Below are 12,661 nucleotides of genomic sequence, written 5' to 3' on the forward strand. Positions count from 1 at the left end.
CCGGGTGCGCACACGACTTCTCCCGCTGCTCATCGTCCTGATGGCCGCCGTGCTGCTGGCGCTCGGCATCCCGCTCGGCTTCAGCGTGGCCGCGGCCCAGCAGCAGAAAGTGGTCGTCGACCGGATCGACGACACCGCGCACTTCGCGGCCCTCGCCCAGTACGTCACCGGCGAGGGCGGCGAGCGCCAGAAGACGCTCCAGAGCGAACTCGACAGCTACTACGAGGTCTACCGCATCCGCGTCGGCGTCTTCTACCAGAACAAGAGCATCATGGCCAACGCCCCCATGACCTTGTTCATCCCCGAGACGGGCGAGGTGCGGACCGCGTTCGACGAGGCGCTGCTCAGCCGGCGCAGCGAGGATCCGCCGCAGGTCTTTCCCTGGCAGCAGGGGCGGCTCGTGGTCGCCTCCCCGGTCATCCGGGACGGTGACGTCATCGCGGTCGTCGTCACCGACTCGCCCACCGGGGAGATGCGTTCGCGCATTCTGCACGGCTGGCTGGTCATCGGCACGGGCCTGATGGCAGCGATGCTGGTGGCCGTCGGTGCCGCCCTGCGGCTGACCGGATGGGTCCTCAGGCCGGTGCGTGTCCTCGACGCCACCACGCACGCGATCGCGAGCGGCCGCCTGAAGTCGAGGGTCGCGGCCGCCGGCGGTCCGCCGGAACTCCAGCGACTGGCCCGGTCGTTCAACGAGATGGCGGACAACGTCGAGGACGTCCTGGAGCAGCAGCGCGCCTTCGTCGCCGACGCCTCGCACCAGTTGCGCAACCCCCTCGCCGCGCTGTTGCTGCGCATCGAGCTGCTCTCCTTCGAACTCCCGGAGGGCAACAAGGAGATCGCCTCGGTCCAGACGGAGGGCAAGCGTCTCGCCCAGGTCCTGGACGACCTGCTGGACCTGGCCCTGGCCGAGCACACGGACGCGCATCTGCGCATCACCGACATCGGCGCGCTGGCAGCCGAGCGCGTGGCGGCGTGGGCGCCGACCGCCGAGGCCAAGGGCGTACGCCTGGTGGGCGACTGCCCGCCCACCACCGGCTGGGCCGACCCGGTCACCCTGTCCAGCGCGCTGGACGCGGTCATCGACAACGCGGTCAAGTTCACGCCCGAGGACGAGTGCGTCGAGGTGACGGTCTCCTCCAACGGCGAGACGGCGACCGTCGTCGTCACCGACAACGGCCCCGGTCTGACCGCCGAGGAACTCGCCCGCATCGGGGACCGCTTCTGGCGCAGCAACCGCCACCAGAACATCAAGGGCTCAGGTCTCGGGCTGTCCATCTCGCGGACCTTGCTGCACGCGGGCGGCGGCACGATCTCGTACGCCCCTCACGAACCGCACGGCCTGAAGGTGACGGTGACGGTGCCCCGCAGCGCTTCTACGGCTTGACGGAGCGGTAGTAGCGCTGCGCGCCCTCGTGCAGGGGCAGGGGGGAGGTGTAGATCGCCGTGCGCAGGTCGACCAGCTGCGCGGAGTGCACCTTGCCGCCGATGTAGTCCCGGCTGCGGATCACGGTCCGGGTCAGCCATTCGGTGAGCCGCGGGTCCAGGTCCTCGCGGGTGATCAGCAGGTTGGACACGGCGATCGTCGGCACGGCGTACGCGTCCTGGCCGTCGTAGGCCGCTTCCGGGATGTTGGTGGGCCGGTAGTAGCGGTTGGCGGCGCTCTGGCTGTGGAGCTTGGCGACGAAGTCGGCCTTGATCGGCACGAACTTGAAGGACGACGTCTCGGCGAGCGCCTTCAGTCCGTTCGTCGGCAGTCCGCCGGACCAGAAGAACGCGTCGATGGTGCGGCCGAGCTGGTCGACGTCCTTGATGCCGTACGGGAACGGCTTGATGTCCTTGACCGGGTCGATGCCCTCCGCGTTGAGCACCCGGGTGGCGATCAGCCGCACGCCCGACGTCTTCAGCCCTATGGCGACCCGCTTGCCCTTCAGGTCGGCCACGGAGTCGATGGCCGACTTCCGCGGGACCACGAGCTGTACATAGTCGTCGTACAGGCGTGCGACACCGCGCAGCCGGGCAGCCTCGACCGGATGGTCGATCGCGAACGACTCCACCGCGTCGGCCGCCGCGATGGCGAAGTCGGCCTGGCCGGACGCCACGCGCGCGACGTTGTCCTGCGACCCGTCGCTGGTCTCCAGGTCCACCTTGAGATCGGGCATGTCCTTCGCGAACTCGTCGCTCAGGTCCTTGCCGTACTCCTCGTACACCCCGCCGCGCGAGCCGGTGGCGAAGGAGATCGACCCGCCCGGCGGCTCCTCGCCCGGCAGCAGCCACCACAGCAGCAGCCCGAAGACCACGAAACCGGCGGCCGCACCCTGCAGCGCCCGGTTCCTGCTCATACGGGGGAACACCTTGGACATGCGCGCGATCCTGCCAGCAGGGACGCCGTGCTGACCAGGGCAGGCGTCACAGGGGCATTCGTGTGGGCTGCCGGGCGGAGTGCCGGTGGCGTCCGTCGGGGTCGGCAGAGGCCCGCCGGACTGTCAGTGGTGATCGATAGAGTCGCCGTATGAGTTCATCGCCCGCCGACCTGGTCCGTCAGTTCCACCTCGCCTTCGGGCTGGACGCCCGTAGTACGCCGACCGCGGTGTCGCCGGAGCTCGCCGCCCACCGGGGCGAGCTGCTCGCGGAGGAGGCCGCCGAGGTCGCCGAGGTGGCCGTCGAGGGCCCCCTCGACCGGCTCGCGCACGAACTCGCCGACGTGGTCTACATCGCCTATGGCACGGCTCTCGTCCATGGCATCGACCTCGACGCGGTGATCGCCGAGATCCACCGTTCCAACATGACCAAGCTGGGTCCCGACGGCCACGTCGCCCGCCGGGCCGACGGCAAGGTCCTCAAGGGTGAGCACTACGAGGCACCGGATGTGTCGGGCGTGCTGCGGAGCCAGGGGTGGGTTCCGGAGGGGGTTGCCTGAGAGGGCGGAGGCTTGTCGGGCGGATGGGCCGATGCCACGCACCCGACATGGTGCTGGTGTCACGCACCCGACGCCGTCCCTCCGTCCGCCACGGATGCTTCCGCCACCGATGCCTCCGTCACCGTCGACGTGTCCTCCCGTACCGTCCGACGCTCCCCGGAGCGTCGTGTCCACCAGGACGCCAGCGGTTCCGTGTAGCGCGCGGTCAGCGGGCCCAGGACGACCAGGATCAGGACGTACGCCGTGGCCAGCGGGCCCAGTGACGGTTCGATGCCGGCGCTCACCGCGAGGCCGGCGATGACGATCGAGAACTCGCCGCGGGCGACCAGTGCGCCGCCCGTACGCCAGCGGCCCTTGACGGAGATCCCCGCGCGCCGGGCGGCCCAGTAGCCCGTGGCGATCTTCGTCGCCGCGGTGAGCACGGCCAGCGCCAGGGCGGGCAGCAGTACGGGCGGGATGCTCGCCGGATCGGTGTGCAGGCCGAAGAAGACGAAGAAGACCGCCGCGAACAAGTCCCGCAGCGGGCTCAGCAGCGTGTGCGCCCCCTCCGCGACCTCCCCGGACAGCGCGATGCCGACCAGGAAGGCGCCGACCGCCGCCGACACCTGCAGCTGCTGGGCCACGCCCGCGACCAGGATCGTCAGCCCCAGCACCACGAGGAGCAGCTTCTCCGGATCGTCGCTCGACACGAACCGTGAGATCAGCCGCCCGTAGCGCACCGCCACGAACAGCACGAGTCCCGCCGCTCCCAGCGCGATGGCCAGCGTCACGCTCCCGGCCAACAGTCCGGCCCCGGCCACCAGCGCGGTGACGATCGGCAGGTACACCGCCATCGCCAGATCCTCCAGGACCAGCACGCTGAGGATCACCGGCGTCTCCCGGTTGCCCACCCGGCCCAGATCGCCGAGCACCTTCGCGATGACGCCGGACGACGAGATCCAGGTGACGCCCGCGAGGACCACGGCGGCCACCGGCCCCCAGCCCAGCAGCAGCGCGGCCGCCGCACCCGGTACGGCGTTCAGCGCACAGTCGACCAGCCCGGACGGATAGTGCGCCTTGAGGTTGGTGACGAGATCGCCCGCCGAGTACTCCAGGCCGAGCATCAGCAACAGCAGGATGACGCCGATCTCGGCGCCGATGGAGACGAACTCCTCGCTCGCGCCCAGCGGCAGCAGCCCGCCCTCCCCGAAGGCGAGACCGGCGAGGAGGTAGAGCGGGATGGGGGAGAGCCGGAACCTGGCGGCGAACCGGCCGAGCAGGCCGAGGCCGAGAATGATGGAACCGAACTCGATGAGCAGGACCGCGGAGTGCACCGGTTCACTCCCGCCCGAGTATCGCCGCGGCGGCGTCGACGCCCTCACGCGTACCGACGACGATCAGCGTGTCCCCGCCCACCAGCCGGAAGTCCGGCGCCGGCGAGGGAATCGCCTCGGCCCGGCGCAGCACCGCCACGATGGAGGCGCCCGTGTCCGTGCGCATCCGGGTCTCGCCCAGCACCCGTCCGTTCCAGCGCGAGGTCGCGGCCACCTCGATCCGCTCGGCGACCAGCCCCAGATCCGTGGTGTAGAGCAGGCTCGCGCTGTGGTGGGACGGCATCAGCGCGTCGATCAACGAGCCCGCCTCCGCACCGGTCAGCCGCAGCGACTGGGCACAGGAGTCGGGGTCGTCGGCCCGGTACAGGCTCACCGTCCGGGCACCGTCGCGGTGCGCCACCACGGACAGATGGCGGTGTTCGCGCGTCACGAGGTCGTACTGGACCCCGATCCCCGGCAGCGGCGTCGCCTTCAGGCGCGGTGCAGACACGTTTCTCCTCTTGTGCTGGGCCTAGGTACCAAGCGTGATCGTGAGTGCCGAGTCCGCATGCTGCCATCGGCCCGTACCGTGGCGACATGGGTGTTGCCACGGATATGCGCGACCGGCGCCGGGCGGCGAAGCTGGTCACGGAAGGGCCATGCGACAGGGGCGAGGAGGGCGAGAACACGCACGTGTCACTGTTCTGGCGGATCTTCTCGCTCAACGCCGCCGGCCTGGTCGTGGCCGCCGCGCTGCTGCTGGGCCCGGTCACCGTGTCGACCCCGATCAGACAGGCCGAGGCGCTGGTCGTCCTCGTCGGGCTCGCCCTGCTGCTGGTCGCCAACGCCCTGGTCCTGCGGGTGGGCCTCGCCCCGCTCAAGCGGCTCGGCCGGGCCATGTCCACCGCCGACCTGCTGCGGCCCGGCGCCCGCGCGGATGTCGCCGGTCCCGCCGAAGCGGCCGAGCTCATCACGACGTACAACACGATGCTCGACCGGCTGGAGGCCGAGCGCGCCGCCGGGGCGGGCCGGGCCCTGTCCGCGCAGGAGCGGGAGCGCCACCGGATCGCGCGTGAGCTGCACGACGAGGTCGGTCAGACCCTGACCGCCGTCCTCCTCCAGCTCAAGAGGGTCGCCGACCGGGCGCCCGAGGAACTGCGCGAGGAGGTGGCCCAGGCCCAGGAGGCCACGCGCGCGGGGCTCGACGAGATCCGTTTCATCGCCCGTCGGCTGCGCCCCGGCGTCCTGGAGGAACTCGGCCTGGCCAGTGCCCTGCGCTCGCTCGCCGGTGAGTTCAGCGCCCATGGTCTGACCGTGCGCCACCACGTCCCCGGCGGACTGCCGCCCCTGACCGAGGAGTCGGAACTCGTGCTCTACCGGGTGGCCCAGGAGGGCCTCACCAACACCGCCCGGCACGCCGCCGCCGACCACGCCGAGGTCCGCCTCCGGCAGATCGACGGCGGTGTCGAGCTGCTCGTCCGCGACAACGGCAGGGGCCTGGGCGAGGCCGCGGAAGGGGCGGGGATACGGGGCATGCGCGAGCGGGCGCTGCTGATAGGAGCGGAGCTCACGCTCGCCGGGGCGCCCGGCGGGGGCACGGACGTACGCCTGCGCGTCGGAGGCCACCGATGACTCCCCGGGCACCCCGCACCCCGGTCCGCGTACTGCTCGCCGACGACCACACCCTCGTACGACGCGGAGTCCGTCTCATCCTCGACGGCGAGGACGATCTCACGGTCGTCGCCGAGGCCGGCGACGGGGCGGAGGCGGTCGAGCTCGCACGCGCGCGTGACGTCGATCTGGCCGTCCTGGACATCGCCATGCCCCGGATGACGGGCCTCCAGGCGGCCCGCGAGCTCTCCCGCCGCCTGCCCGACCTGCGCATTCTCATCCTGACCATGTACGACAACGAGCAGTACTTCTTCGAGGCCCTCAAGGCCGGGGCCAGCGGCTACGTCCTCAAGTCCGTCGCCGACCGCGATCTGGTCGAGGCATGCCGCGCGGCCGTCCGCGACCGGCCGTTCGTCTACCCGGGCGCCGAGCGCGCCCTCGTCCGCTCCTACCTGGACCGCCTCCATCGCGGCGACTCCCTGCCCGAGCGGGCCGTCACCGAACGCGAGGAGGAGATCCTCAAGCTCGTCGCCGAGGGGCACACGTCCAAGGAGATCGGCGAGATGCTGTTCATCAGCGCGAAGACGGTCGAACGGCATCGGGCGAACCTGCTCCAGAAGCTGGGCATGCGGGACCGCCTGGAGCTCACGCGGTACGCGATACGAGCCGGGCTGATCGAGCCCTGAGCCCCCGGTTGTCCACAGGGCGACCGGAGCCGCTTCCGGCACCGCCTACCCTTGTCGCATGAGCAGCATCGACCGGAGCCAGGCAGTGGACGTCTCCTCTTCCAAGACCTACGAAGTACGCACCTACGGGTGCCAGATGAACGTCCACGATTCCGAGCGATTGTCCGGGCTGCTCGAAGACGCCGGTTACGTGAAGGCGCCGGAGGGTTCCGACGGCGACGCGGACGTCGTCGTCTTCAACACCTGCGCGGTGCGCGAGAACGCCGACAACCGGCTGTACGGCAACCTCGGCCGCCTCGCCCCCATGAAGACCAAGCGCCCCGGGATGCAGATCGCGGTCGGCGGCTGTCTGGCGCAGAAGGACCGCGACACCATCGTGAAGAAGGCGCCCTGGGTGGACGTCGTCTTCGGCACGCACAACATCGGCAAGCTGCCCGTGCTGCTGGAACGCGCGCGCGTTCAGGAGGAGGCGCAGGTCGAGATCGCCGAGTCCCTCGAGGCGTTCCCGTCCACGCTGCCCACCCGGCGCGAGAGCGCGTACGCGGCGTGGGTGTCGATCTCCGTCGGCTGCAACAACACCTGCACCTTCTGCATCGTCCCCGCGCTGCGCGGCAAGGAGAAGGACCGCCGCACCGGCGACATCCTCGCCGAGATCGAGGCCCTGGTCGGCGAGGGCGTCTCCGAGATCACCCTGCTCGGGCAGAACGTCAACGCGTACGGCTCCGACATCGGCGACCGCGAGGCGTTCAGCAAGCTGCTGCGGGCCTGCGGGAAGATCGAGGGCCTGGAGCGCGTGCGCTTCACGTCCCCGCACCCGCGCGACTTCACCGACGACGTGATCGCGGCCATGGCCGAGACGCCGAACGTGATGCCCCAGCTCCACATGCCGATGCAGTCCGGCTCGGACACGATCCTCAAGGCGATGCGCCGCTCGTACCGGCAGGAGCGTTTCCTCGGGATCATCGAGAAGGTGCGGGCCGCCATGCCGGACGCCGCGATCTCGACCGACATCATCGTCGGCTTCCCCGGCGAGACCGAGGAGGACTTCGAGCAGACCATGCACGCGGTCCGCGAGGCCCGCTTCACGAACGCCTTCACCTTCCAGTACTCCAAGCGCCCCGGGACCCCCGCGGCGACCATGGACGGGCAGATCCCCAAGGAGGTCGTGCAGGCGCGCTACGAGCGTCTCGTCGCCCTCCAGGAGGAGATCTCCTGGGAGGAGAACAAGAAGCAGGTCGGCCGCACCCTCGACCTCATGGTCGCCGAGGGCGAGGGCCGCAAGGACGGCACCACCCACCGCCTCTCCGGCCGTGCCCCCGACAACCGCCTGGTCCACTTCACCAAGCCGGACGACGAGGTCCGCCCCGGCGACGTCGTCACGGTCGAGATCACCTACGCCGCCCCGCACCACCTCCTCGCCGAGGGCGAGGTCCTGAAGGTCCGCCGCACGCGCGCGGGCGACGCCTGGGAGAAGCGGAACGCCACCGAGGCGGCGAAGCCGGCGGGCGTGCTGCTGGGGCTGCCGAAGATCGGCGTTCCGGAACCGCTGCCCGCGGTCACCGGAGGCTGTGCCGTCGACTGAGCGCACGCCATACTCGTCGTCCGACGAGGGACGGGGGCGGGCCATGGCGCGCTGGGTGGTCGTGGTGCAGGCCGGCTACGGGGAGTCGTACTCCCTCGATGAGGTGGAGCACATCGAGGACACCCTCGAACGGGCTCGCGCGAGGCTGTACGAGATCGCCTGTACGCACCGGCCACGGACCGGGCTGCGGCAGAAGAGCCGACAGGTCTACCGGATCGGTGACGGGGACGCGTACTTCGTCACCGTCGAAGGCAAGATCTCCAAGCATCACGTGCTGTACCGCCTGGCCGAACTGGCGTGGAGCACCGATACCGAGCCGAACCCCTGGCAGTAGGCTGCCGATCATGCTTGTCGCCGCCGCCGTCTGCCCCTGTCCGCCGCTCCTCGTGCCCGAGGTCGCCGCGGGCGCCGCGCCCGAGCTGGACGCGGCCCGGACCGCGTGCACGGACGCGCTCGGGGTGCTCGCCGCCGCCCGGCCCGATCTGCTGGTGGTCCTCGGACCCGCCGAGCAGAGCGGGCGTGGTACGCATCCGGAGGGCACGGCGGGGTCCTTCCGCGGCTTCGGAGTGGAGCTCGACGTCAGGCTCGGCGCGGACAAGGGCGCGGCGTCCGGTCGTGCGCTTCCGCCCTCCCTCGCCGTGGCCGCGTGGCTGCTGGAACGCACCGGTTGGGCGGACGCCCCGATCGAGGGACTCGGCGTGGGGGAACCTCTGGCCGCCGAGCGGTGTATCGAGACCGGGAGGGAAATCGCCGCGCGAGCCGAGCGCGTGGCGCTGCTGGTGATGGGAGACGCCAGCGCCTGCCGCACGCTCAAGTCACCCGGCTACCTCGACGAGCGCGCGGCGCCCTTCGACGCGGAGGTCGCGCGTGCGCTGGGGGCGGCGGACGTGGCGGCCCTCGAAGCACTGGACGCCGAGCTGGCGTACGAGCTCAAGGTGTCCGGGCGGGCCCCCTGGCAGGTCCTCGCGGGCGCCGCCGAAGGGGCGGGCCTCGATGGCCGGCTGCTGTACGACGACGCGCCGTACGGCGTGGGGTACGTGGTCGCGACCTGGTCGTGACGGGCCTGGTCGTGACCGGCCCGGTGGTGGCGCCGGTGCGGGCTGTGTGAAACGGCGGACGGCCGCCAGGCGTCATGCCCCGCGGCCGTCCGTCGGTGTGCCGTTCAGGAAGCAGGCGGCGGTGTGGAGGGGGGCGTGGTCGTGCCGCCACCCGTGCCGTCGTCCTTGTGTGCGAGTCGGTCCATGGCGTGCTTGGCCTTGCCCGTGCCTGTCTGGATCTTGGCGCTGTACTTGCCCTTGGTCTTCTCGTCGACGACCTTCGCGGCCTTGTCGAGACCGTGGTGGACCTTGTCCCCGTGCTGTTGTGCGAGGCCGGAGACCTTGTCCTTGGCCGGGCTGAGCTTGGCTTTCAAATTGTCCAGGAGACCCATCGTTCACCTTCCCGCGCGGGGCAGTTACGTGCGGGCGCCCTCGCCGGCCTCGCTGTCGGCCGCCGCCTCGGCGGACTGCTGCTTGGGGATGTCGACGCCTTCGGCGGCACCGGCCTCGACGGCCTCCGTCGCCGTCGGCTCTGCCGTGTCCCCGGCGTCGGTCCCGGCCGTGGCGTCCGCCTCGGCCGGCTCCTTCGCCTCTGCCGCCTTCTCCGCCTCGGGTTCGGCCGTCGGTGTGGCGGCCTCTGCCTCGGCGGTTGACGCCTCCTCCGCAGCCTTTGACCTCCGGAGAAGTCGTGCGAAAACGCCCATATCCACTCCATACGCTACTCGTGCGGGGGAAATCCCGCGTTGCCCGGTGCGTCCGTTTGCGTCGCCCGGGGCGCCGCCTCTCGAAACCGGCGGCGAAAACCTCGCAACAGGCAACGACCCCGCGCGCGTGCCGTCACGTAACTCGTTCGAGACCACGCCCTGACGTTTGCGAGACTGGGGCGGTGAGCAGTGCACCCCCCGCCCCCCGCGTCATCGCCGTCGTCGGACCGACCGCGGCCGGAAAGTCCGATCTGGGCGTTTTCCTGGCCCGACGTCTCGGAGGCGAGGTCGTCAACGCCGACTCCATGCAGCTCTACCGAGGGATGGACATCGGCACCGCGAAACTGACGCCGGAGGAGCGCGACGACGTTCCGCACCACCTCCTGGACATCTGGGACGTGACCGTCACCGCCTCCGTCGCCGAGTACCAGCGACTCGCGCGCGAGCGCATCGACGCGCTGCTCGCCGAGGGACGCTGGCCGATCCTGGTCGGCGGCTCCGGCCTGTACGTCCGTGGCGCCGTCGACAACCTCGAGTTCCCCGGCACCGACCCCGAGGTCAGGGCCCGGCTCGAGGAGGAGCTCACACTCCGCGGCTCCGGCGCGCTGCACGCCCGCCTGGCCGCCGCCGACCCCGAGGCCGGCCAGGCGATCCTGCCCAGCAACGGCCGCCGCATCGTCCGGGCCCTGGAGGTCATCGAGATCACCGGCAAGCCCTTCACCGCCAACCTCCCCGGCCACGACTCGGTCTACGACACCCTCCAGATCGGCGTCGACGTCGCGCGCCCCGAGCTCCACGAGCGCATCGCGCGCCGGGTCGACCGGATGTGGGACGCCGGCCTGGTGGACGAGGTGCGGGAGCTGGAGGCGCACGGGTTGCGCGAGGGGCGTACTGCATCGCGCGCGCTCGGGTACCAGCAGGTGCTCGCGGCGCTCGCCGGGGAGTGCACGCTCGAGGAAGCGCGGGACGAGACCGTCCGTGCCACGAAGCGCTTCGCGCGCCGCCAGGATTCGTGGTTCAGGCGCGATCCGCGGGTGCACTGGTTGAGTGGGGCTGCGGCGGATCTCACAGAACTTCCGCAGCTCGCGCTGGCGTTGGTCGAACGACCGGTCACAGCCTGATCACGTCATGGCATCGGGACGCTCAGGCCGTCATCCGGCCCTCCGGCGCCGTGCCATCATCGAGCTTCGATCGACCAAGTGGAGTCCGAGTTGGGAGGGCGCGTGGCGATGGAGGCCGGCCCTCGCGACACCGCACAAGGCACCGAGCCCCTCACCGTCGACGACGGTGAAGCGGAGCAGGACGGCGACCGTCTGAGCCCCGACGGGCCCGACGACACGCAGGGCGGTGTGACCGCCGACGGTCCCGAGCCCGAGGAGATGTTCGCGGGCGGCCCGGAGGTCGAGGTCGAGCTGCGCCCGCAGCGCCGGATGCGCATCTGGCAGCTCGCGCCCATCGTCACCCTGGCCGCGGTCGGCTCCCTGATGTTCGCCTTCCCGCTGGCCTTCGACTTCGGCGACAGCGGGGCCGTGATCGCCATGCTGGGCCTGCTGATCTGCTCCTGTGCGGCGGGGTGGGGCATGATGGCCGCCCGCCGGGTGGGTTACACGTGGCCCGGGCTGCCGCAGCGGGGCTCAGGGCGGCGTCCCGACTGGCGCGTGGTGCTGCTGTACGTCGTGGTCGTGGCCGCGGTGATCGCGCTGGCCGTGTTCCGCGTGGCCCGGCTGCGCTGACCTCCACGCGCGCGTGGCGTGACGTACGACCACGTACGCGTGGAGACGTCGTACGGCTGTCCGTGACCGGGTGTCGTACCCACCCCGTACGATCGAGGAATGAGCACGCGGATCGCCTTCCTCAAGGGTCACGGCACCGAGAACGACTTCGTGATCGTCCCGGACCCCGAGAACGCCATCGACCTCCCCCCGGCCGCCGTCGCCGCCCTGTGCGACCGCCGCGCCGGCATCGGCGGTGACGGCCTGCTGCACGTGGTGCGATCCGCCGCCCACCCGGAGGCACGGGACATGGCAGCCGAGGCGGAGTGGTTCATGGACTACCGCAACGGCGACGGCTCCGTCGCGGAGATGTGCGGCAACGGCGTACGCGTCTTCGCGCGCTACCTCCAGCACGCCGGGCACATCACCGAGGGCGACCTGGCCGTGGCCACGCGCGGGGGTGTGAAGGCCGTGCATCTCGCGAAGGACGGTGACGTCACCGTCGGCATGGGCACGGCCCGGCTCCCCGAAGGGGACGTCACCGTGAGTGTCGGCGAGCGCAGCTGGCCCGCGCGGAACGTGAACATGGGCAACCCGCACGCCGTGGCCTTCGTGGACGACCTCGCCCACGCGGGCGACCTGTACACCCCGCCGCCCTTCAGCCCGGCCGCCGCCTACCCGGACGGGGTCAACGTGGAGTTCGTCGTCGACCGAGGTCCGCGTCACGTCGCCCTGCGCGTGCATGAGCGCGGCTCCGGCGAGACCCGGTCCTGCGGCACGGGCGCGTGCGCCGTCGCCGTGGCCACCGCCCGCAGGGACGGCGCCGACCCGGCCGTGACCGGGACCCCGGTGACGTACACCGTCGATGTGCCCGGCGGCACCCTCGTGATCACCGAGCGGCCGGACGGGGAGATCGAGATGACCGGCCCCGCGGTGATCGTCGCCGAGGGGGAGATCGAACCGGAATGGCTGGAAAGCGCGGTCCGCTGAGCGCGTGAATCATGGGGTCCGGCGCCCCCGGTCGCTGGGATCCGCAGCTCCAGGCAGCTGGAGCGGTTTGAATCGACGGACGATCACCGGTCAGCTGGCGCGAAATCGTAAACCTCGGAATCGTCGC

15 protein-coding genes are annotated in these 12,661 nt (G+C 71.2%); 10 read left to right on the forward strand and 5 right to left on the reverse strand.

Translation table 11 applies throughout. The features are described from left to right. Positions 1-4: 4 nt before the first annotated feature. Positions 5-1,387: an ATP-binding protein gene (locus ACIOHP_RS39865; RefSeq protein WP_401895142.1), complete on the forward strand. Its 1,383-nt coding sequence runs from the start codon at positions 5-7 to the stop codon at positions 1,385-1,387. Here ACIOHP_RS39865 and ACIOHP_RS39870 read toward each other — a convergent pair. Further along, on the reverse strand, positions 1,377-2,363 hold the full coding sequence (locus ACIOHP_RS39870; RefSeq protein WP_401895145.1) for a TAXI family TRAP transporter solute-binding subunit: 987 nt from the start codon (positions 2,361-2,363) through the stop codon (positions 1,377-1,379). The genes ACIOHP_RS39865 and ACIOHP_RS39870 overlap by 11 nt on opposite strands. A 149-nt stretch (positions 2,364-2,512) precedes the next feature. On the opposite strand from ACIOHP_RS39870, the gene ACIOHP_RS39875 reads away from it, so the two are divergent. Beyond that, on the forward strand, positions 2,513-2,920 hold the full coding sequence (locus ACIOHP_RS39875; RefSeq protein ID WP_361549347.1) for a MazG nucleotide pyrophosphohydrolase domain-containing protein: 408 nt from the start codon (positions 2,513-2,515) through the stop codon (positions 2,918-2,920). Between the two features lie 59 nt (positions 2,921-2,979). Here the strand turns inward: ACIOHP_RS39875 and ACIOHP_RS39880 are convergent, their stop codons facing one another. Beyond that, positions 2,980-4,233 carry a cation:proton antiporter gene (locus tag ACIOHP_RS39880; RefSeq protein WP_401895146.1) on the reverse strand — a complete coding sequence of 418 codons (1,254 nt, stop codon included), beginning with the start codon at positions 4,231-4,233 and terminating at the stop codon, positions 2,980-2,982. A 4-nt stretch (positions 4,234-4,237) separates the two neighbouring features. Further along, the gene (locus ACIOHP_RS39885) at positions 4,238-4,723 is read right to left on the reverse strand and encodes a cation:proton antiporter regulatory subunit (RefSeq protein ID WP_401895149.1); all 486 of its coding nucleotides are present in this window, start codon (positions 4,721-4,723) and stop codon (positions 4,238-4,240) included. 86 nt (positions 4,724-4,809) lie between these two features. On the opposite strand from ACIOHP_RS39885, the gene ACIOHP_RS39890 reads away from it, so the two are divergent. From ACIOHP_RS39890 to ACIOHP_RS39910, 5 genes are read left to right on the forward strand one after another with little or no spacing between them, the layout of a single operon-like run. Next, a complete protein-coding gene (locus ACIOHP_RS39890; RefSeq protein ID WP_401895150.1) occupies positions 4,810-5,844 on the forward strand; it encodes a sensor histidine kinase in 1,035 nt (344 codons plus the stop codon). Further along, on the forward strand, positions 5,841-6,509 hold the full coding sequence (locus tag ACIOHP_RS39895) for a response regulator transcription factor (RefSeq protein WP_361483132.1): 669 nt from the start codon (positions 5,841-5,843) through the stop codon (positions 6,507-6,509). The genes ACIOHP_RS39890 and ACIOHP_RS39895 overlap by 4 nt, the downstream gene beginning before the upstream one ends. A gap of 58 nt (positions 6,510-6,567) precedes the next feature. Continuing rightward, on the forward strand, positions 6,568-8,091 hold the full coding sequence (gene miaB, locus ACIOHP_RS39900; RefSeq protein WP_361549339.1) for a tRNA (N6-isopentenyl adenosine(37)-C2)-methylthiotransferase MiaB: 1,524 nt from the start codon (positions 6,568-6,570) through the stop codon (positions 8,089-8,091). Positions 8,092-8,134: 43 nt separating this feature from the next. Next, positions 8,135-8,425 (forward strand): hypothetical protein, encoded by a 291-nt coding sequence (locus ACIOHP_RS39905; protein WP_361549337.1) that lies wholly within the window; start codon positions 8,135-8,137, stop codon positions 8,423-8,425. Positions 8,426-8,435: 10 nt separating this feature from the next. Beyond that, positions 8,436-9,149 (forward strand): class III extradiol dioxygenase subunit B-like domain-containing protein, encoded by a 714-nt coding sequence (locus ACIOHP_RS39910; RefSeq protein ID WP_401895155.1) that lies wholly within the window; start codon positions 8,436-8,438, stop codon positions 9,147-9,149. A 104-nt stretch (positions 9,150-9,253) separates the two neighbouring features. Here ACIOHP_RS39910 and ACIOHP_RS39915 read toward each other — a convergent pair whose 3' ends face one another. Continuing rightward, positions 9,254-9,520, reverse strand: a complete 267-nt coding sequence (locus ACIOHP_RS39915; RefSeq protein ID WP_401895156.1) for an antitoxin — start codon at positions 9,518-9,520, stop codon at positions 9,254-9,256. 24 nt (positions 9,521-9,544) lie between these two features. Continuing rightward, the gene (locus ACIOHP_RS39920) at positions 9,545-9,832 is read right to left on the reverse strand and encodes a hypothetical protein (protein WP_401895158.1); all 288 of its coding nucleotides are present in this window, start codon (positions 9,830-9,832) and stop codon (positions 9,545-9,547) included. A gap of 182 nt (positions 9,833-10,014) precedes the next feature. Here ACIOHP_RS39920 and miaA point away from each other — a divergent pair, with 182 nt between their 5' ends. From miaA to dapF, 3 genes are all read left to right on the forward strand, one after another. Beyond that, positions 10,015-10,953, forward strand: coding sequence for a tRNA (adenosine(37)-N6)-dimethylallyltransferase MiaA (gene miaA, locus ACIOHP_RS39925; protein ID WP_361549329.1), 939 nt, complete (start codon positions 10,015-10,017; stop codon positions 10,951-10,953). 108 nt (positions 10,954-11,061) lie between these two features. After that, positions 11,062-11,565: a hypothetical protein gene (locus tag ACIOHP_RS39930; RefSeq protein ID WP_361549411.1), complete on the forward strand. Its 504-nt coding sequence runs from the start codon at positions 11,062-11,064 to the stop codon at positions 11,563-11,565. 99 nt (positions 11,566-11,664) lie between these two features. After that, on the forward strand, positions 11,665-12,534 hold the full coding sequence (dapF, locus tag ACIOHP_RS39935; protein ID WP_401895161.1) for a diaminopimelate epimerase: 870 nt from the start codon (positions 11,665-11,667) through the stop codon (positions 12,532-12,534). The last annotated feature ends 127 nt before the right edge of the window (positions 12,535-12,661 follow it).

It is taken from the genome of Streptomyces sp. NPDC087859, from assembly GCF_044742595.1.
GTDB classification, from domain to species: Bacteria; Actinomycetota; Actinomycetes; order Streptomycetales; family Streptomycetaceae; genus Streptomyces; species Streptomyces canus_F.